We start from the raw sequence: 19,355 nt of genomic DNA, 5'->3' as shown, positions 1-19,355 counted from the left end.
GCCATGACTTCCCCTGGCCCCTGGCCGCTGACCGCTGAACGCGACGATGGTGGCGTGCTGCGCGTCGGCGGGGTCGCGATGACCGAGCTCGCCCGATCACACGGCACCCCGCTGTGGGTGGTCGACGAGGCGGACCTGCGCGAGCGGTGCCGCCGCTACCGGGACGGGTTCCCCGGTGTCGAGGTGGCCTACGCATCGAAGGCGTGGTGCACGATCGGCGTCCTCCAGGTCGTCGACCAGGAGGGGCTGCTCATCGACGTGGTGTCCGGCGGCGAGCTGCACACCGCGCTGGTCGCTGGCGTCGATCCCGCCAACATCGTCCTACACGGCAACAACAAGTCGCTGGACGAGCTCGACCGGGCGCTCGAGGTCGGGGTCGGCCGGATCGTCGTCGACTCGTTCGAGGAGCTCGAACGGCTCGAGAAGCTCGCGGCCGACCGGGACACCGTCGCGACCGTGTGGCTACGCATCACGCCCGGCATCGACGCCCACACCCACGACTACGTGCGCACCGGCCACGACGACTCGAAGTTCGGGTTCACGCTGTCGCTCGGCCTTGCCGACCGTGCCGTGATCACCGCCCGTGACCTGGCGCACGTCGACGTGGTCGGCATCCACGCCCACATCGGGTCGCAGATCTTCGGAACCGACCCGTTCGTCGCCAACGCCGAGGTCGCACTCGACCTGCTGGCCCGGTGGCGCGACGAACTCGGCATCACGCTCACCGAGCTCAACCTCGGGGGCGGCATGGGCATCCGCTACACCCACGAGGACCACCCCGTCGAGGTGGCCCGCTACGGCGAGGCGGTGCTGCGCGCCGTCGACGACCGCTGCGCGCGTCTGGACCTCCCGCGGCCGCGGCTGGTCGTCGAGCCCGGCCGCGCCATCGTGGGTCCCTCCACGCTCACCCTCTACGAGGTCGGCACGATCAAGGTCCTGCCGGGCCTGCGCACCTACGTCAGCGTCGACGGGGGCATGTCCGACAACATCCGTCCCGCGCTCTACGACGCCCAGCACGAGGTGGCGCTCGCCAACCGTTCCGGTGCCGACGAACCGATCTCGACCACGGTGGTCGGCAAGCACTGCGAATCGGGCGACCTCGTACGCGAGCACGCGGCACTGCCCAGCGACGTGGCGGTCGGCGACCTCCTCGCCGTTGCGGCCACCGGCGCGTACACGGAGTCGATGGCGTCCAACTACAACCGGCTGCCACGCCCCGCCGCCGTCCTGGTACGCGACGGCGAGGTGCGCACCATCATCCGGCGCGAGACCCTCGACGACCTCGTCGCCCGCGACGTCCCCCTTCCATGAGCGGGCGCCGCGGCGCTGACGTTCGGGCGACGACGTGACCGGCGGCGGCCTGCGGCGGGTCGACGAACGGCTGGGACTGGCCGTGTGTCGCGTGTCGCTCTCGGGACGTTCGCTCGTGACCTACGCCCGCGACCACGTCACCGTCCGCACCCCCTCGCGGCCCGACTTCCGCGACGGCAACACCCTGGATCTGATCGACCCGCCCGATGCGGCGGACGTCGCCCGCTGGATCGCACGGTTCCACGACACGATCGGGGTACTGGGCGTCCCCCACGTGCAGCTGCGGTGGGAGCTGCCGCTGGCGCCCGATGCGCCGCCCGAGCCTCCGGTGGCCGACGCCGCCCTCGGGGACGCGGCGCGGGCCCAGGGCCTGGAGCTCGCTCCGCTGACGGTGCTGCTGCTCGACGCCCCCGTCGTGCCGCCCCCGGCACCCGTGGCGATCGCGCCGGTGCCGCCGCCGTCGGCGGTCGACCCCCAGCCCACCGACCGCCGCTGGCACGCGGCCACGGTGCTGTACCGCTACGACGCTCCCGACCGCGACGATCCCGAGGTCTGGCGCACGTGGAACGAGGAGTTCGTCGCCTGGAGCGTCGACGTCCAACGTGAGCTGGCCGCGGCCGAACGGGCGCAGGTCTGGGTCGCGCAGCGGCACGGCGCGCCGGTCGCCCGGGCGACGCTGGTCCACGACCGGCAGGGGCTGGCCGCCGTCGAGGACGTGATCGTCCACCCGGTGCACCGGCGTCTCGGAATCGCCGCCGCCCTGACGCACACCGCCGTCGCCGCGCACCTGCACGTGGCGCCGTCGACACGCGTCGGCATCGCCGCCGAGCCAGGCGGTCCGGCGGACCGGCTCTACCGGCGCCTGGGCTTCGCTCCGCACGCCACGGTGTGGACCGCCCGGCGGGTCTGAGCGGCGGTAGGCTCGGCGCCCGTCTGTCGTCCCACCGCGAGGAACCGCTCTTGGACCGCGTCCTGCGCATCGGCCTGCTGGGTTGCGGCACGGTCGGCGGTGGGGTGGTGACGCTGCTCGACCGCGAGTCCGTCGACATCACGGCCCGCACCGGCGCCCGCCTCGAGGTGACCCGCATCGGGGTGCGCGACCTCGGCAAGGCCCGCGGGCGTGGGTTACCCGTGGCCGACGACGTCTTCGGCGACGACCTCGCCGCGATCGTCGAGGACCCCGACGTCGACGTGATCGTCGAGGTCATGGGTGGCCTCGACCCGTCCGACCGGCTGATCCGGCGGGCGCTCGAGCTCAAGAAGCCGGTGGTGACGGCGAACAAGGAACTGGTGGCGCACGCCGGTCCGGAGCTGTACGAAGCCGCCCGTGCCGCCGGCGTTGACCTCGCCTACGAGGCGGCGGTCGCCGGCGCCATCCCGATCATCCGCCCGCTGAAGGAATCGCTGGCCGGCGACCGCGTGACCCGCGTCGTCGGGATCCTCAACGGCACCACCAACTACATCCTCACCAAGATGGCCGAGGAAGGCGCCGACTACGCCGAGGTCCTCGCCGACGCGCAGGCACTGGGTTATGCCGAGGCCGACCCCACCGCCGACGTGGGCGGGCACGATGCCGCGAGCAAGTGCGCCATCCTCGCGTCGCTCGCGTTCGACACCGTCGTCCACGGCTCCGACGTCTTCCGCGAGGGGATCGAGGGCGTCACCTCGACCGACCTGCGGGTCGCCGACCGGCTCGGGTACGTGATCAAGCTCGTCGGGATCGCCAGCGAGGTCGACGACAAGGTCGGGGCGCGCGTCCATCCGGTGTTCCTGCCCAAGGAGCACCCCCTGGCCAGCGTCCGTGACGCCTTCAACGCGGTCTACGTCGAGGCGGAGGCGGCCGGCCAGCTGATGTTCTACGGACGGGGCGCGGGCGCCATGCCGACCGCCTCCGCGGTGGTGGGCGACGTCATCGACGTGGCACGCAACCTGCTGCAGACCGCGCGGGGCGCGGCCGAGTCGGTGCACCGGGCCAAGCCGCTGCGCCCCATCGAGGACCTGCAGACCCAGTACTACGTCCTGCTCGACGTCGACGACCAGGCCGGCGTGCTCGCCGACGTGGCGCGCACGTTCGGCGACCACGAGGTCTCCATCGCCCAGGTCTGGCAGGAGGGCGCCGGCGACTCGGCGCAGCTGGTGCTCATCACCCACCGCGCCCGTGAGGGCGACCTGCAGGACACGGTCCGGTCGCTGGCCGCGATGGCCAACGTGCGCAGCGTCGCCAGCGTGATGCGGGTCGAGTCCGAGGTCTTCTCCTCGTGAGCGACGGCGCCGACACCACCGCTCCGGACGCCGCCGGACACCGGCGTGGACCCCACGTGTGGCGCGGCATCATCGAGGAATACCGCGACCGGATGCCGGTCACGGACACGACCCCGGTCGTGACGCTGCGCGAGGGAGGCACGCCCCTGATCGCCTCCGAGCGGTTGTCGGAGCTGACCGGGTGCGAGGTCCATCTCAAGTTCGATGGTTCCAACCCCACCGGGTCCTTCAAGGACCGCGGCATGACGATGGCGATCACCAAGGCCAAGGAGAAGGGCGCCGAGGCGGTCATCTGCGCCTCCACCGGCAACACGTCGGCGTCGGCGGCCGCGTACGCCGGCAAGGCCGGGATGACCTGCGGGGTGATCATCCCCAAGGGCAAGATCGCGATGGGCAAGCTGGCGCAGGCGCTGGTCCACGGCGCCAAGGTGCTGCAGATCGAGGGCAACTTCGACCAGGCGCTCACGCTGTGCCGGCAGCTCGCCGACACCTACCCGGTCGAACTGGTCAACTCGGTCAACCCCTACCGCATCGACGGCCAGCGCTCCGGCGCCTGGGAGATCGTCGACCAGCTCGGTCGCGCCCCCGACGTCCACTGCATGCCGGTCGGCAACGCCGGCAACATCTTCGCGTACTGGCGTGGGTACCGCGAGTACTCCGCCGACGGGCACAGCGACGTGCTGCCGGTCATGCGCGGCTACCAGGCTGCCGGCGCCGCGCCGATCGTGCTCGGCCACCCGGTGGAGAAGCCGCAGACCATCGCGACGGCGATCCGCATCGGCAATCCGGCGTCCTGGGAGCAGGCGGTCGCGGCGGCCGACGAGTCCGGCGGCTCGATCCGCTCGGTGACCGACCGCGAGATCATCGCGGCCTTCCGCGAGCTCGCCGCCCATGGCGTGTTCGCGGAGATGGCGTCGGCCTCCTCGGTGGCGGGTCTGCTGCAACTGCACGCCGCCGGCGAGCTGGAGAAGGGCTCGGTCGTCGTCTGCGTCCTGACCGGGCACGGCCTCAAGGACCCCGAGTGGGCGATCGCCGGGGCGGCCGACCCCATCACCATCCCGGCCGAGCTGGACGCGGCCGCCCACGCGCTCGCGCTCACCTGAGATGGATCGCGTTGCCATCGTCGAGGCGGCGCTCGATCGCGCCATCGCCGAAGGAACGGCTCCGGCCGACACGCTCCCGGGGGACGCGCCGCTGCATCCCGGCACGTCGCTGACCGTCGCCGCCGCGCTGGCGCTGTTCGAGGACATGGTGCGGTCGCGGTCCCTGGACGTGGTCGCGCGCGAGATGAAGGCGCAGGGACACGGCTACTACACGATCTCGTCGGCGGGGCACGAACACACCGCCGTCGTCGGGGCGCTCACCCGGACCACGGATCCGGCGTTCCTGCACTACCGCGACGGTGGCTTCGTGGCAGCCCGGGCGCGACGCGCTGGTACGGACGTGACCTGGGACACCCTGCTCTCCCTCGCGGCGTCGCGCGAGGACCCGGTCTCGCAGGGCCGTCACAAGGTGTGGGGGAGCCCGAACAGCTGGATCGTGCCGCAGACCTCGACCATCGCCTCCCACCTCCCGAAGGCGGTCGGCGCGGCCTTCGCCGTCGGACGTTCCCGCCGGCTGGGCGCCGGCGTGGTGGCCGAAGGCGAACTGCCGGCCGATGCGCTGGTGGTGTGCTCGTTCGGGGACGCCTCCCTCAACCACGCCACCGCCCTGGCGGGTCTGAACGCCGCCCGTTGGGCGCGGCGCGTCGGCAGCCCGGTCCCGATCCTGTTCGTCTGCGAGGACAACGGCATCGGCATCTCGGTGCCCACCCCGCCGGGCTGGGTCGAGAACACCGCCTCGGCCCTGCCGGGTTGCAGCTACGTCCGGGCGGAGGGCGAGATCGACGAGGTCTGGGACCGCGTCGCCGAGGCCGTCGGCCTGGTCCGCTCCCGGCGGGCGCCGGTGTTCTTGCACCTGCCGACCGTGCGGCTGTGGGGGCACGCCGGCAGCGACCTCGAGGCCGCCTACCGGGGACGGAACGAGATCGAGGCGGCCGAAGCGGCGGATCCGCTGGCCCGCGCCGCGAGGCGGCTGCTCGCACTGGGCGCCGTGGACCGTGCCGGGCTGGTCGACCTCGTCGCCCGCGTCCGGGAAGCGACGAGGTCCCGCGTCGACGCCGCCGTCGCGACCGGAACGTTGCGCGACCGCGCCGAGGTCGTGGCCCCCCTCGCGCCGCACGACCCCGAGGCGGTCCGTGCCGACGCCGGCCGTCCGCTCGACGAGGCAGCGCGACGGACGGTGCACGGCCGGCGGTTGCCGGAGGCGGCGGTGACCGCCGGCGAGCGCACGCTGGCCGGGTTGCTCAACGCCGCGCTGCGCGACGAACTCGTCCGGCGGCCCGGTGCCGTCGTGTTCGGCGAGGACGTCGGCCGCAAGGGTGGGGTCTACGGCGTCACGGCGGGACTGCAGGCCGCCTTCGGCACCGGGCGGGTGTTCGACACCCTGCTCGACGAGACCTCGATCCTGGGGCTGGCCCAGGGGCTCGGGCTGCTCGGGCTGCTGCCCGTGCCGGAGATCCAGTACCTCGCCTACGTCCACAACGCGCTGGACCAGTTGCGCGGTGAAGCGGCCTCGACCCAGTTCTTCTCGGCCGGCCGGTACCGCACCCCGATGGTGGTGCGCATCGCCGGGCTCGCCTACCAGAAGGGGTTCGGGGGGCACTTCCACAACGACAACGCGATCGGCGCGTTGCGGGACATCCCCGGTCTCGTCCTCGCGGTCCCGAGCCGAGGCGACGACGCGGTGCGGATGCTGCGCGGCTGCCTCGCGATGGCCGAGGTGGACGGTCGGGTGTCGGCCTTCCTCGAACCCATCGCGCTCTACCACGAGCGCGACCTGTACGAGCCGGGCGACGGCGGCTGGCTCGCCGACTACCCACCGCCGGGTGAGGCGCTGCTGCCCGGTGAGGTCGGCGTCCGGGGAACGGATGCCACCGACGTCCTCGTCGTGACGTATGGCAACGGCGTTCGGATGTCGTTGCGTGCCGGGCGCCGACTGGCCGACCGCGGCGTGCGTGCACGGGTCCTGGACCTGCGGTGGCTGTCCCCGCTCCCGTTCGATGCCCTCCGGGCACATGCGTCCGAGTGCGGGGCGGTGCTGGTCGCCGACGAGTGCCGCCGCACCGGTGGAGGCATCGCCGACGCCGTGGTCGCCGACCTCGCCGAGTACGGCTACGACGGGCGTCTCGGCACCGTCCGCGCCGAGGACAGCTACGTGCCGCTCGGGCCGGCCGCCGACCTGGTGCTGCTGTCCGAGCAGGACATCGTCGATGCGGCCCTGCGGCTGACGCGCCCCTGACGCCGGGCGCGTCGCCGACTCCGGGTGCGTTGCCGAGTCCGGGCGCGTCGCCGAGTCCGGGCGCGTCGCGGACCCGGCGGGGGCAGACCGCTAGCCTGCGCGCGGCCGCTGGCGAGGCGGTGTCCGCACGCGCGACGAGGGCTGCCCAGTGACCGACGTCCGGCACGCGACGGTCCGGGTGCCGGCGACCAGCGCCAACCTCGGCCCCGGTTTCGACGCCTTCGGGCTCGCGCTCAGCCGCTACCTCGTCGTGCGTTCGCACCCCCGATCGGCATCCGCCGATCGCGTGGCCACCCGCGGTGACGGCGCGGGCGAGGTCGCGACCGGCGACGACAACCTGCTCTGGCGCAGCGTGGTCGCCTTCTGTGACACCTACGACGCGCCGACACCGGACGTGCATCTCGAGGTCGTCAACGACATCCCGCTGGAGCGCGGCCTCGGCTCCTCGTCCTCGGCGATCGTCGCCGGGCTGGTCATGGCGCGCGCGCTGACCGGGGTCGTGGTCGGTGACCGGCACCTCGTCGAGCTCGCCGACCGCTTGGAGGGCCACCCCGACAACGTGGCGCCGGCGTTGCTCGGCGGCCTGGTCGCCTGCGCGCTCGGCGACGACGGCCGGCTCGTCGTGCGTCGCGTGAACCCGGCACCGCACCTGCGGCCGGTGGTCCTCGTCCCGACGACACGCCAGGCGACCACGGCGGCGCGTGCGGTCCTGCCGGCGTGCCTGCCCCGCGAGGACGTCGCGGTGCAGGCCGGCCGGGCCGGGCACGTGCTCGGGGCGCTGGTCGGTGCGTGGCCGGCGGATGCCACCGCTTCCGGCGACCGCCTGCACGAACCCGCCCGCCTGCAGGTGATGGGAGCGACCGGAGCGGTCGTCGCGGGGATGCGGGCGCTCGGCATCCACGCCTGGCTGTCGGGCGCGGGGCCGAGCGCCGCGGCCATGCTCGCCGACGGCCCGGACGGCGAACGCGACGAGGTGCAGCGCCTCGCGGACACCCACGGCTTCGACGTCCGCGACCTACGGGTGGACCTCGGCGGCGCGGTCGCCTGCCTCGACGGCGGGTGCGCGTTCTCCGGCACGGCCGAGACCTGCGCGCAGTGTCCACGCCAGCGGATATGATGCGGCCTCGCCGCGCCGATCGGTCGCGGGTCGAACTCGTTGTTCTGGGGCTCTCCCTCCGCCGGTCGTCATGCGGCGAGCGTCCTTGCATCCACCGCCGTCGTGCGGTGCCACGTGTCGGCACGTCCCCCGGGTGAGGGGGCGACGTCCGGCGTCACCTCCTCGGGAGCGCACTCGTGAAGCTGTTCCTCGACACCGCAAACCTCGACGAGATCACCGAGATCAACCGGTGGGGCGTCCTCGACGGGGTGACGACCAATCCGACCCTGGCCGCGAAGGAGGGCAAGGACTTCGCGTCGATGATCAAGGAGATCTGCGCCGAGGTCGCGGGCGACGTCAGCGCCGAGGTGGTCTCCACCGACACGCAGGGCATGCTCGACGAAGCCCACAAGCTGGCCGGGATCGCCGACAACGTCGTGATCAAGCTGCCGCTGACGCCCGAGGGGCTGGCCGCCTGCTCGCAGCTCTCCAGCGAGGGCATCCGGACCAACGTCACGCTGTGCTTCTCGCCGACCCAGGCCATCCTCGCGGCGAAGGCAGGGGCGACCTACGTGTCGCCGTTCCTCGGGCGCATGGACGACCTGGCCAACGACGGCATCGCGCTGCTGACCGAGATCTGCGAGATCTTCCGCGTGCAGGGCTACGAGACCGAGGTCCTGGCCGCGTCGCTGCGCAGCCCGCAGCACGTCGCGCAGTCCGCCCTCGCCGGTGCCGACATCGCGACGCTGCCCGCCAAGGTCTTCCACCAGATGATCAAGCACCCGCTGACCGACGCCGGGCTCGAGCGCTTCCTGGCCGACTGGGACGCCTACCAGCAGGCGATGCGCTGACCGACCGCCGCTGCTGAGCACGACGGCAGCCCGGCGCCGGTTCTCGGCGTCGCCACGCCCGAACACAGGGAGACACATGGACCGCTCGACGCTGGAGCGCAAGGCGCTCGCCGAGCTGCGCCAGATCGCCTCGGCGCTGGAGCTCAAGGGCTACCAGCGCATGAAGAAGGCCGACCTGGTCGACCTCATCATCGACGCCGGTCAGGCCGGCGCTCCGTCGGCTGGCAACGGCGCCGCCGCCGAGAGCACGGCCCCGCCGGCCGCCGCTGCCGACTCGGCCGCGCCGGCTGCGGCCCAGCAGCCGGAACTGTCGGCCGATGGTGACCGTGGCGAGTCGGAGACGTCGGAGGGTTCGGGTCGCGTGCGTGCCCGTCAGCGGCCGACCGACCGCCCCTTCCGGGCGCGCGAGAACGACCGCGACACGGGCGACGGCAACGACCGGGCGCGTGAGCGCCGGGACGACGACCAGCGCTCGCGGACCCGCGACGACGACCGCGACGAGCGTGGACGTGGCGACGACCGCGACGAGCGTGGGCGGGGCGACGACCGCGACGACCGGGGCCGCGGCGACCAGCGCAACGACGACGACGGTGACGACGGCGGGCGGGGCAAGCGCGACCGGCGCCGCAAAGGCCGCGGCGGCGCCAACCAGGACAACTACGACGACGCCGAGGTCCGCGAGGGCATTCTCGACCTGCTGCCCGAGGGCTACGGCTTCCTGCGCTGCACGGGTTACCTGTCCGGTAGCCGGGACGTCTACGTCAGCCAGTCGTTCGTCCGCAGGTTCGATCTGCGTCGCGGCGATCGGGTCTCGGGACCCATCCGCCGTAACAAGAACAACGACAAGTTCCCGGCTCTGGCCCGGATCGACGCCATCGAGGGGGAGTCGGTCGACGAGGGGGCGCTGCCGCGCAAGCGGGTCGAGTTCAAGGACCTGACGCCGCTGTTCCCCGACGAGCGGCTCAAGCTCGAGGTCGAGGAGAACTCCCCGATCGCGATGCGCATCGTCGACATGATGGCCCCCATCGGGCGCGGTCAGCGCGGATTGATCGTCTCGCCGCCCAAGGCCGGCAAGACCTCGATCCTGAAGCAGCTCGCCGCCGCCATCGAGGTCAACAACCCCGACGTGCACCTCATGGTCGTGCTGGTCGACGAACGCCCCGAGGAGGTCACCGACTTCGAGCGTTCGACCGGTGGCGAGGTCATCTCCTCCACCTTCGACCGTCCGGCCGAGGACCACACGCAGGTCGCCGAGCTCGCCATCGAGCGGGCGAAGCGCCTGGTCGAGGCCGGCCGCGACGTCGTCGTGCTGCTCGACTCGATCACCCGGCTCGGACGGGCCTACAACCTCGCGGCCCCCGCGTCGGGACGCGTGCTCTCCGGCGGCATCGACTCGGCCGCGCTGTACCCGCCCAAGCGGTTCTTCGGCGCCGCCCGCAACATCGAGGACGGCGGCAGCCTCACCATCATCGCCACGGCACTCATCGAGACCGGGTCCAAGATGGACGAGGTGATCTTCGAGGAGTTCAAGGGCACCGGGAACATGGAACTGCGGCTCGACCGGCGGATGGAGCAGAAGCGCATCTTCCCCGCCGTGGACATCCAGGCGTCCGGCACCCGTCGCGAGGACCTGCTGTTGCCCCGCGACCAGATCGAGACGGTCTGGAAGCTGCGCCGGCTGCTGTCGTCGATGGACTCCGAGGCGGCCCTCCACCTGCTGATCGAGAAGCTGCGCGCCACCAAGAACAACGCCCAGTTCCTGCAGATGATCTCGAAGTCCAACCTGTCCTAGCCCGCTGGGCGCTATGGCGCGGTCGCCACGGCGAAGGCGGCGGTGTCGGTGAACTGACGGAACCGACGGATCTCGTCGTTCTCCACCCACCACAGGTGGCAGAACTCGGCCTCGATGCTCCGGCCGGTGGCGCGGTAGGTGCCGCGGTAGGTGCCCGTTGCGATCACGCGACCACCGGCGGCGATGAGCTCGTCGACCTCCTCGGTGAAGCCCTCCCATTCGCGTTCGAGCGGGACGACGACTCGGTCGATGAGGGCGTCTGCGCCGGTCGCCGTCTGGCCGGCGGCCGGCACGGCAGCGTCTGCCTGTCGCCACTGCACGTCCGACGCGAGGCAGGCTCGGATCGCCTCGTGGTCACCGTCTTCGAACGCCTGGTAGAGCCGGCAGACGAGTGCAGCAGCGGCATCAACGGTCACGGTGTCTCCATCCGGGTCGCGCGAGCAGCGTGCCGCAACGAGGTGGAAGGTGCGGACCGGTAGGCGTACGAGTGGGCCGCCTGCGAGGGCCCGTTCGAGCTGGCCGCGTCCGCGATCGGGGGCAAGGCCGCATCGGGGCTGGTCTCGGCGATCAGTTACCGTGCGGCGCGAGCCGATGATGATCGCCGTTCACACGATTGGGTGACTCCTGGTCCGCGACGGTCGGCCGTTCGGAACCCCGTGAGGATGTGGCCAGTGGGATGGGAGGCACTCGCGCGGTGGGGCGACGACGCCGCCCGAATCGAACGGCTCGCTGGCGGGGTCGCCAACGACGTGTGGCGCGTGCGAATCAGCGGGCACCTCGCGGTCGCTCGTCTCGGTGCCAGGAGCGACGCTGACCTCGCGTGGGAAACCGAGCTCCTGCAACACCTCGACCGTGAGGGTCTGAGCGTGCCGGTGCCGATCCCGGCGAACGACGGACGGTTGTTCGCCGATGGCCTGGTGATGATGACCTACGTGCATGGCGGACCGCCCGAGACAGATGCCGACTGGCGTCGCGTAGCCGACACGCTCCGCCAGTTGCATCGGTTGACGCAGGACTGGCCGCAGCGCCCGGGCTGGCGTTCGTCGACCGACCTCCTGCACGCCGCGACCGGGACCAAGATCGACCTCCGCGCCATGCCGCCCGAGGGCGTGGCTCGATGCCGAGCAGCGTGGGCGCGGCTCAGCGGACGTCGGACATGCGTCGTCCACGGCAACCCCAACAACCCCGGCAACGTCCGCGTGACCACGGAAGGGGTTGCGCTGATCGATTGGGACGAATCGCACGTCGACGTCCCGGACCTCGACCTGGTGCTGCCGTACAACGCCGCGGGTCTCGACCACGGCGCCCACGACATCGCCGCGCAAGCGTCGGCCGCATGGGAAGCCGCCGTCTGCTGGGACGACGACGACGCGCTCAGGCGGCTCGCCGAAGTTCGAGCGGTGTGAGCAGCGGTCGCGAATGCGTGCCCGATCGGCGGATCCGACGGGCTCCAGCCGGCGCGTCGCTGAGTACACTGGTTGTAATCGATTGCAACTCCATGAGGGACGCAATGGCGGACGTCGACGTCGCCGTCATCGGCGCGGGTCACGCGGGGCTGGCCATGAGCCACGTCCTGACCGAGTACGACCTCGCTCACGTCGTCCTCGAGCGCGGGCGCATCGCCGAGCGTTGGCGGTCGGAACGCTGGGACTCGCTGCGCCTGCTCACACCGAACTGGGCGACCGGGCTGCCCGGCTGGCGCTACACCGGTTCCGAGCCGGACGGTTTCATGGATCGCCAGGAGGTCGCCGCGTATCTCGAGGCCTATGCGGACGCCTCCGGCGCGCCCGTCCGTACCGGCATCGACGTCCAGTCGCTCGAGGCGACGACCGCCGGCGACCGGCTCCTGGTCAGGACCGACGCGGGCGATCTCGAGGCCCGCAGCGTGGTCGTCGCCACGGGAGCGTTTCAGGCCCCACGTCTGCCGGCCGTGGCGGGCCGGTTGCCGGCCGATGTCCACCAACTGCACTCGAGCCGTTACCGGAACCCGGACGAGCTGCCGCCAGGCGCCGTGCTGGTCGTGGGAACGGGCGCTTCCGGTCAGCAGATCGCGCACGAGCTCGTCGCCGCGGGACGTCGGGTGTTCGTCTCCGTCGGCAACCACAAGCGCGTGCCACGCCGTTACCGTGGGCGCGACTACTACTGGTGGCTGGAGAACACGGGGTTCTACGACAAGACGGTCGCCGACGTCCCGGAGGCGGTGCGCCGCGGGGCAGCATCGCCGGCGCTCACGGGGAGCAGGGGCGGCGGCTACGACCTCGACCTGCGCGGTCTGGCTGCGGATGGGGCCGTCCTGCTCGGCCGGGTCGAGGCCGTGGACGGAGCGCGGCTCCTGCTCGCTTCGGACCTCGCCGACAGCCTCGTCAAGGGCGATCGCGCCTACCAGGAATTCGTCGATTGGGTCGAGGCCCGCCTCGAACTGCCGGGTGTTCCCGTCGACGATGCCGTCCCGCCGGTGCGCTACCCGGACCCGCCCGAGGTCGCGGAGCCGAGGCGGGAGCTGCACCTCCGAGGCGAAGGCATCGGCGCCGTGATCTGGGCCACCGGTTTCCGTCCGACGTTCGATGCGTGGGTGCGGCTGCCGGTGCTCGACGACCGGGGCGAGCCGATCCACCGGCGTGGGGTGACGGATCACCCCGGGCTCTATTTCGTTGGACTCCACTGGCTGCACCGCCTGCGGTCCGCCTTCATCCGCGGCGCCGAGGAGGACGTGCGATACGTCGGTGAACACCTCGCCGGGCGCCACGGCGTCGGCCGTAACGCTCGGCGGGCGTGAGTTTCGGACTGCTCAGCTCATCGGAGCGCCGGCCCGGTAGCCCTCTGGAACCGCGCCATACCCGCCCCCGCTCGGTGCCCTACGCGGGGTCACCGCCCTCGTCGGCGCGCTCGAACGGATCCACCACGGCGTAACGCGCGCAGGCGAACGCCTCGTTGCGCGCCAGCTCCTCGAGCCGGAGGTCGAGCTTGCGCGGCAGCAGCGGCGCCCCACCGCCCAGCGTCACCGGCGCGATGTAGACGATGATCTCGTCGAGGAGGCCGGCGTCGGCGAACTGACCGGCCAGGTCGCCGCCGCCGATGATCCAGAGGTCGCTGCCCGCCGCCGCCGCGGTCATCTGCTCGTGCACGGCACGGACGTCGCCACGGGCGAACCGGACCTGGTCCCCGGCGGCAGGCAGGTCGCGGGTGGTCATCACCCAGGTCGGCAGCTCGTAGGGCCACCGGCCGTCCTCGTGGCGCAGGACCCACTCGTAGGTCGTGGAGCCCATCACCATGGCGCCGATGCGCGCCGAGAAGTCGTCGTAGTTGAGCGGCCCGGACGCGTCGTGCTCCTGGCGCAACAGCCAGTCCAGCGAGTGCCGCTCGTCGGCGATGAAGCCGTCGAGGCTGGTCGCGGTGTAGTACGTGGTCAAGCTCATCCGGTCCCTCCGTGTCGAGGGACCACGATGTCACGCGAAAACACCAATGTCGCGGCATTCCCGCACGAATGCGGAAACGCCGCGACATGGCGTTGCTGGCCCGACGTCGCCGTCGGAGCTCAGCGACGCATCAGCAGCTGCAGGACGTACCAGAACAGCAGCGCGATCGAACTGAAGAGGTGCATCGCGGCGATGACCTCGGTGCCCGGCGGGAACGCCCGATAGATCTTCTGCGTGTCGTAGAGGATGGCGCCACCCGCGAAGCCGATCATCGCCACGATGAACAGCGTGCCGAGTCCGTTGCCCGTCAGGACGCCGACCACGATCGCGACCAGGGCGAGGATGCCACCCCACTTCAGCAACGTGCCGAGGAAGCTGAAGTCCTTCGAGCTCCGGATCGCCACCAGCGACAGGCCGACGAACGCCACGACCGAGATCAGCGCGGCCGTCCCGACGGTGCCCTCGAGCTCGGGGACCTGGGTCGCCATGTACAGCGGGATCGCGAACAGCAGGGCGTTGGCGAAGATCAGCAGGCCGTAGCCGCCCCATTGCTGGGCCGGCGTGCGGGCGTTGACGCTGAGCCGGCTGGCCATCCACGACACCAGCATGAAGCCGCCCAGGATCAGCAGCCAGTTGGTGCTGCGCGCCAGCTCGAAGATGTAGGCGGCCGGCGGCGTCGCGAACAGGGTCTCGCTCAGCAGCACGAACTCGATGCCGATGAAGGCGACGATGCCGAGGACGAGATTGGTGTAGACCCCGCGCATGTAGCTCTCGCGGACGGCGACCGGTTGCTGCGCGATGGGGGCGTTGACCGGCGCGCTGGGCGGTGGGGGAGGCGTGAAGGCCTGGCTCATGGTCGGTCGATGCTCCTCGTCGATGGCGGCCCGGGAACCGCGAAAAACCGTCGCGGTGGCCGGTGCAGAGGCTACCGTCTGCGCCTTGTGCGAGGTGGCGGAAACGGTGCGACGGTGTCTGAGGTCCTGACGGGACTGGTGGCGGGGCATCGCGCCGTCTACGACGGGCTCCTGGCCGCCACCGACGGACTCGACGACCCGGCCTGGCGCATGCCGACCGGGTGCCCCGGCTGGAGCGTGCACGACCAGTTGGCGCACTGCATCGGGACGGAACGCCTGATGCTCGGACATCCGCTCGCCGACGTCGAGGTTCCCGACCTCCCGCACCTGCGTTCGGACTTCGGCCGGCAGGTCGAGCGCGATGTCGAGGCCAGACGCAACGTCGCCGCCGTGTTCCTGCGCGAGGAGGCCGAGGTGACCTTCGTCCGTCGGCAGGCCAAGCTGGAGGCGCTCGTCGATGCCGATCTCGACGCCGACCTCGAGACCCCGCTCGGGCGTATGCCCGCGCGCCGCGGCCTGCGGATGCGGCTGTTCGACCTCACCTGTCACGAGGAGGACGTGCGCCGGGCCCTCGGGCTGCCGGTCGCGAGCGGGCCGCACGTCGAGATCGCGGTCGTGACGGCCACGCGGTCGCTGGCCGCGGTCCTGCCACGACGATTGCCCGACGCGGCAGGCGTCGTCGCCGTGACCGTCGACGGTGCGGAACCGGTGGCGATCGACGCGGCCACGGGTGCCCTGCTGCCCCCGTCGGAGGCCACACCCGACGCGACGCTGACGTGTACGACGCGCCAGTTCCTTGCGCTCACCTGCGGACGCTCGGACGCACCCGCGGCTGCGGAGCTCGACCTGGCTGGCGATCTGGACCTCGCGAGGCAGGTGGTGGCCGTCGCCGGCTTCACGCCCTAGCGGGCCGCGCGTCAGGTGCTACCATCATCAGGTGCGCGCCGTCGGTGGCGCGCTGTCGTGTGAGCGGGCGACATCGCATCCCGGGACCCCGCACCGTCCCGACTCGCGAGACCAGCCGCGTTTCCGCGCGTCCCCACACGCCGACCAACGCCGTCCACTCCCGCGGTGCCAGCCGCACGGAGGAACCCATGAAGCAGGGCATCCACCCCGAGTACTCGCTCGCGACCGTCACGTGCTCGTGCGGCAACTCGTTCGAGACCCGCGCCACCGTCGACAAGATCAGCGTCGAGCTGTGCAACCAGTGCCACCCGTTCTACACCGGCAAGCAGAAGCTGGTCGACACCGGTGGCCGCGTGGACCGGTTCAAGCGTCGCCTGGAGAAGGCGCAGGGCTGACCGCCTGGAGAAGGCGCAGGGCTGACCACCTGCCACAATCTCGACACGCCGCCGGCTGGTGCCGGCGGCGTCGTCATTGGGGCGCAACCGTCGCCCCGCGTGCAACGAGTTCGCGGAAGCGCCCGAGGCGTCGGCGGTGGAGCTCGGCGGTGCCGGGACGTGGCTGTGCCGCCGGCGTGACGTGCGGCGCGAGCGGTCCGAAGACGTCGTCCTCGGTCAGGTCGCCGACGGCGACGGCGGCGAGGAGCGCGGCTCCGCGGGCCGACGCGGCCGGCGTGTCGACGGCGTGCAGCGACCGTTCGAGGACGTCGGCGAGCAGCTGACGGAAGCCGGGGTGGCGGCTGCCGCCACCGGCGATGCGGATGGTCTCGACGTCGTGCGCGTCGGGCAACGCGTCGAAGGCGTCGCGGACGGCGTGGGCGACCCCTTCGAGGGTGACGCGAAGCATGGTCTGCCGGTCGTGGTCGAGTCCGAGGCCGACCCAGCCGGCGCGTAGCCCGGGATCGAGGTAGGGGGTCCGTTCACCGGCGAGGTGCGGGACGAAGTACGGGTCGTCGGGGCGAACGCCCGCTGCGGCGTACAGCTCGTCCCAGCTCGCTGCGAGGCTGCTGCGCACCCAGTCGAGGACGAGGCCGGCGTTCAGCGTCGCCGCCATGGCGTACCAGCCGGCGGAGGTTGCGGCCCGGTACAGGTGTGTGCCCGACTCCGGTCGGCCGCGGGCCTGCGACGACGGCGCCACGAGCTGGCCGCCGGTTCCGAGCGTCAACTGCACCTGTCCGGGGTCACGCAACCCGCTGCCGAGTGCCGCCGCTGCCGTGTCCGCCGCGCCGATCGCGACCGGGGTACCCACCGGCAGCCCCAGGGCCGCGGCCGCCGCCGGGAGCAGGGCGCCGCCGACGGCCGCCGACGGCGCCAGCGGCGGGAGCAGGCCGTCGTCGATGCCCAGTGCCCGGCACAGCTCCCGGTCCCACTGCTCGCCGGGAACGTCGTAGAGCAGGGTGGCCGACGCGTCGCTCGGGTCGCCGGCGACGTCACCCGTCAGGCGCAACCGCAACCAGTCCTTCGGTTGCAGCGCCCAGCGGGCGGCTGCGAGCGTCGCGGGTTCGTGTTCCTGCAGCCAGCTCAGGATCGGGCCGGCCATGCCGGGGGACAGGGGGTTGCGCTGCCGCTCGCGCATGGCCGCCGGGAGTTCGGCGTACCGCTCGAGGTGCTCGACCGCCCGGGTGTCGGGCCACAGCACGGCGGGGCGGGTGGCCCGCCCGGCCGGGTCGGTGAGCACGACGCCGTGCATCTGACCGGACAGGCCGATGGCGCGTGGCGGCGCCGCCGCGCTGGGGGAGAGTTCGGACACGGCGGCGACCGTGGCCGTCCACCACTGCTCCGGGTCGATGTCGGCGTGGCCGGGCTGGGGACTGGCGAGCGCGTAGCCGGCGCCCGCCTGGCCGAGCAGCCGTCCCGCGCCGTCGGTGAGGACCGCCTTGACCGAACTCGTGCCGAGGTCGAGGCCGAGGTAGGTGACGTCGGACACGCGCGCTCCTCGACTCGTTGGACGGCTGGCACGCGGCCCGGTCTGTGGCGCTCGGCGCAGGCGGTGACTAGGGTCGGACGCGGTCCCTGGGAGGTGCCGGTATCAGCCAGCCTACTTGCCGACGTTCCGGCAAGACAACGTTGTCATTCGCAGTCGCCGGTGTGCAGCGATGACCGGCCGTCGGCCCAACATCCTCCTGGTCATCGCGGATGACCACGCCGCCCATGCCATCAGCGCCTATGGCAGTCGCATCAACACCACGCCGGGCATGGACCGCATCGCCGCCGAGGGCATGCGGCTCGATGCCTGCTTCTGCACCAACTCGTTGTGCTCGCCGAGCCGGGCGGCCATCCTCACCGGCACCTACAACCACGTCAACGGGGTCACGTCCAACTCGTCGCTCTTCGATGCCCGTCAGCAGACCTTCGTGTCGTTGTTGCAGGGCGCGGGCTACCAGACGGCGATGATCGGCAAGTGGCACCTCGGGCACGGCGGTATCCACGACCCCGTCGGCTTCGACCACTGGACCGTGCTGCCCGACCAGGGCACCTACCACGACCCCGAGTTCCTCGAGTCGGACGGCACCCGCACCCGACGTCCGGGGTACGTCACCGACCTCATCACCGACCTCACCATCGACTGGCTCGACCGACGCGACCGGGACCGGCCGTTCTGCGCCATCGTCGGCCACAAGGCCCCGCACGAGGCATGGGAGCCGGCGCCGCGCCACCTCGCACTGTTCCGCGACGACGAGATCGCCGAGCCCGAGACCCTGCGCGACGACTACGAGGGCCGGGCCACCCCGGCGCGTGAAGCCACGATGCGCATCGTCGACCACATGCCCGAGGAGGACTTCAAGGAGCCCGTGCCCGGAGGCCTCGACGACGACGAGCGGCTGCGTTGGAAGTACCAGCGCTACATCAAGGACTATCTGCGCACCGTGGCCTCGCTCGACGAGAACGTCGGGCGCCTGTTGGATCACCTCGACGCCGACGGCAGCGCCGAGGACACCGTGGTGGTCTACACCTCCGACCAGGGCTTCTTCCTCGGCGACCACGGGTGGTACGACAAGCGGTTCATGTACGAGGAATCGCTCAAGATGCCGACGCTGGTGCGGTATCCCCGCGAGATCGCGCCCGGCAGTACCAGCGACGACCTCGCCCTCAACGTGGACTTCGCGCCCACCTTCCTCGACTACGCCCGGGTCGAGGTGCCGCCGACCATGCAGGGCCGCTCGATCCGTCCACTCCTGGCGGGACGGACGCCGGCGGACTGGCGCCGCTCGATGTACTACCGCTACTGGGTGCACCAGGACGTGATGCACAACGTCTGGTCCCACTACGGCGTCCGGACCGCGCGTCACAAGCTGATCTACTTCTACGCCGAGCCGTGTGGCACCTCGGGCGCCAGCGAACGACGTCGTCCCCCCGAGTGGGAGTTGTTCGACCTGCACACCGATCCCCAGGAACTGCGCAGCGTGTTCGACGACCCCGCCTACGCCGAGATCCGGGCCGAACTGACCGCCGAACTGAGACGCCTGCAGCGCGAGATCGGCGACGTCGACTGCGCCCCGCTGCCCGACCCCCAGCAGCTGTGAGGAACCCC

The 19,355-nt window shown here is 71.9% G+C and carries 17 protein-coding genes; 13 read left to right on the top strand and 4 right to left on the bottom strand.

What is annotated here, in order from left to right; translation table 11 throughout:
* Positions 1-3: 3 nt before the first annotated feature.
* The 8 genes from lysA (at position 4) to rho (ending at position 10,651) form a co-directional block, all read left to right on the top strand.
* Positions 4-1,311 (top strand): diaminopimelate decarboxylase, encoded by a 1,308-nt coding sequence (gene lysA, locus ACERMF_RS06910; protein WP_373668302.1) that lies wholly within the window; start codon positions 4-6, stop codon positions 1,309-1,311.
* Between the two features lie 34 nt (positions 1,312-1,345).
* Positions 1,346-2,221, top strand: a complete 876-nt coding sequence (locus tag ACERMF_RS06905) for a GNAT family N-acetyltransferase (protein WP_373668301.1) — start codon at positions 1,346-1,348, stop codon at positions 2,219-2,221.
* Positions 2,222-2,271: 50 nt separating this feature from the next.
* Positions 2,272-3,573: a homoserine dehydrogenase gene (locus ACERMF_RS06900; protein WP_373668300.1), complete on the top strand. Its 1,302-nt coding sequence runs from the start codon at positions 2,272-2,274 to the stop codon at positions 3,571-3,573.
* 92 nt (positions 3,574-3,665) lie between these two features.
* Entirely contained in the window at positions 3,666-4,676 is a 1,011-nt protein-coding gene (gene thrC / locus ACERMF_RS06895) for a threonine synthase (protein WP_373668385.1), read from the top strand.
* Between the two features lies 1 nt (position 4,677).
* Complete coding sequence (locus ACERMF_RS06890; protein ID WP_373668299.1) at positions 4,678-6,912, top strand: thiamine pyrophosphate-dependent enzyme; 2,235 nt, start codon at positions 4,678-4,680, stop codon at positions 6,910-6,912.
* 148 nt (positions 6,913-7,060) lie between these two features.
* On the top strand, positions 7,061-8,029 hold the full coding sequence (gene thrB / locus ACERMF_RS06885) for a homoserine kinase (RefSeq protein ID WP_373668298.1): 969 nt from the start codon (positions 7,061-7,063) through the stop codon (positions 8,027-8,029).
* A 176-nt stretch (positions 8,030-8,205) separates the two neighbouring features.
* Positions 8,206-8,859 (top strand): fructose-6-phosphate aldolase, encoded by a 654-nt coding sequence (fsa, locus tag ACERMF_RS06880; RefSeq protein ID WP_373668297.1) that lies wholly within the window; start codon positions 8,206-8,208, stop codon positions 8,857-8,859.
* A gap of 76 nt (positions 8,860-8,935) precedes the next feature.
* The gene (gene rho / locus ACERMF_RS06875) at positions 8,936-10,651 is read left to right on the top strand and encodes a transcription termination factor Rho (protein WP_373668296.1); all 1,716 of its coding nucleotides are present in this window, start codon (positions 8,936-8,938) and stop codon (positions 10,649-10,651) included.
* Between the two features lie 11 nt (positions 10,652-10,662).
* Here the strand turns inward: rho and ACERMF_RS06870 are convergent, their stop codons facing one another.
* Positions 10,663-11,067 (bottom strand): nuclear transport factor 2 family protein, encoded by a 405-nt coding sequence (locus ACERMF_RS06870; RefSeq protein ID WP_373668295.1) that lies wholly within the window; start codon positions 11,065-11,067, stop codon positions 10,663-10,665.
* Between the two features lie 255 nt (positions 11,068-11,322).
* Here ACERMF_RS06870 and ACERMF_RS06865 point away from each other — a divergent pair, with 255 nt between their 5' ends.
* Together ACERMF_RS06865 and ACERMF_RS06860 are read left to right on the top strand one after the other, a co-directional pair.
* Positions 11,323-12,057, top strand: a complete 735-nt coding sequence (locus tag ACERMF_RS06865) for a phosphotransferase enzyme family protein (protein ID WP_373668294.1) — start codon at positions 11,323-11,325, stop codon at positions 12,055-12,057.
* A gap of 104 nt (positions 12,058-12,161) precedes the next feature.
* Positions 12,162-13,427 carry an NAD(P)-binding domain-containing protein gene (locus ACERMF_RS06860; RefSeq protein ID WP_373668293.1) on the top strand — a complete coding sequence of 422 codons (1,266 nt, stop codon included), beginning with the start codon at positions 12,162-12,164 and terminating at the stop codon, positions 13,425-13,427.
* Between the two features lie 79 nt (positions 13,428-13,506).
* Here ACERMF_RS06860 and ACERMF_RS06855 read toward each other — a convergent pair whose 3' ends face one another.
* Together ACERMF_RS06855 and ACERMF_RS06850 are read right to left on the bottom strand one after the other, a co-directional pair.
* Complete coding sequence (locus ACERMF_RS06855; protein WP_373668292.1) at positions 13,507-14,067, bottom strand: dihydrofolate reductase family protein; 561 nt, start codon at positions 14,065-14,067, stop codon at positions 13,507-13,509.
* A gap of 119 nt (positions 14,068-14,186) precedes the next feature.
* Positions 14,187-14,921 (bottom strand): Bax inhibitor-1 family protein, encoded by a 735-nt coding sequence (locus tag ACERMF_RS06850; protein ID WP_373668291.1) that lies wholly within the window; start codon positions 14,919-14,921, stop codon positions 14,187-14,189.
* 114 nt (positions 14,922-15,035) lie between these two features.
* Between ACERMF_RS06850 and ACERMF_RS06845 the strand changes: the two genes are divergently transcribed.
* Both ACERMF_RS06845 and rpmE read left to right on the top strand, forming a co-directional pair.
* On the top strand, positions 15,036-15,827 hold the full coding sequence (locus ACERMF_RS06845; RefSeq protein ID WP_373668290.1) for a maleylpyruvate isomerase family mycothiol-dependent enzyme: 792 nt from the start codon (positions 15,036-15,038) through the stop codon (positions 15,825-15,827).
* 188 nt (positions 15,828-16,015) lie between these two features.
* A complete protein-coding gene (gene rpmE / locus ACERMF_RS06840; protein ID WP_373668289.1) occupies positions 16,016-16,222 on the top strand; it encodes a 50S ribosomal protein L31 in 207 nt (68 codons plus the stop codon).
* Between the two features lie 73 nt (positions 16,223-16,295).
* On the opposite strand, the gene ACERMF_RS06835 is transcribed toward rpmE, so the two are convergent.
* Positions 16,296-17,750, bottom strand: coding sequence for a xylulokinase (locus tag ACERMF_RS06835; RefSeq protein WP_373668288.1), 1,455 nt, complete (start codon positions 17,748-17,750; stop codon positions 16,296-16,298).
* 169 nt (positions 17,751-17,919) lie between these two features.
* Here ACERMF_RS06835 and ACERMF_RS06830 point away from each other — a divergent pair, with 169 nt between their 5' ends.
* Complete coding sequence (locus ACERMF_RS06830; protein ID WP_373668287.1) at positions 17,920-19,347, top strand: sulfatase; 1,428 nt, start codon at positions 17,920-17,922, stop codon at positions 19,345-19,347.
* Positions 19,348-19,355 lie beyond the last annotated feature (8 nt).

Origin of the sequence: Egicoccus sp. AB-alg6-2, from assembly GCF_041821025.1 — a bacterium.
In the GTDB taxonomy this organism is placed as follows: domain Bacteria; phylum Actinomycetota; class Nitriliruptoria; order Nitriliruptorales; family Nitriliruptoraceae; genus Egicoccus.
Note: the sequence above shows the minus strand (reverse complement) of the source record. Positions and strands in the feature narration are given on the sequence as shown.

Bases quoted from the DNA above. Each gene is read 5' to 3' on its own strand.
- lysA (WP_373668302.1), top strand. From the start codon at position 4: ATGACTTCCCCTGGCCCCTGGCCGCTGACCGCTGAACGCGACGATGGT.
- thrC (WP_373668385.1), top strand. From the start codon at position 3,666: ATGCCGGTCACGGACACGACCCCGGTCGTGACGCTGCGCGAGGGAGGC.
- ACERMF_RS06890 (WP_373668299.1), top strand. From the start codon at position 4,678: ATGGATCGCGTTGCCATCGTCGAGGCGGCGCTCGATCGCGCCATCGCC.
- rho (WP_373668296.1), top strand. From the start codon at position 8,936: ATGGACCGCTCGACGCTGGAGCGCAAGGCGCTCGCCGAGCTGCGCCAG.
- ACERMF_RS06860 (WP_373668293.1), top strand. From the start codon at position 12,162: ATGGCGGACGTCGACGTCGCCGTCATCGGCGCGGGTCACGCGGGGCTG.
- ACERMF_RS06855 (WP_373668292.1), bottom strand. From the start codon at position 14,067: ATGAGCTTGACCACGTACTACACCGCGACCAGCCTCGACGGCTTCATC.
- ACERMF_RS06850 (WP_373668291.1), bottom strand. From the start codon at position 14,921: ATGAGCCAGGCCTTCACGCCTCCCCCACCGCCCAGCGCGCCGGTCAAC.
- rpmE (WP_373668289.1), top strand. From the start codon at position 16,016: ATGAAGCAGGGCATCCACCCCGAGTACTCGCTCGCGACCGTCACGTGC.
- ACERMF_RS06830 (WP_373668287.1), top strand. From the start codon at position 17,920: ATGACCGGCCGTCGGCCCAACATCCTCCTGGTCATCGCGGATGACCAC.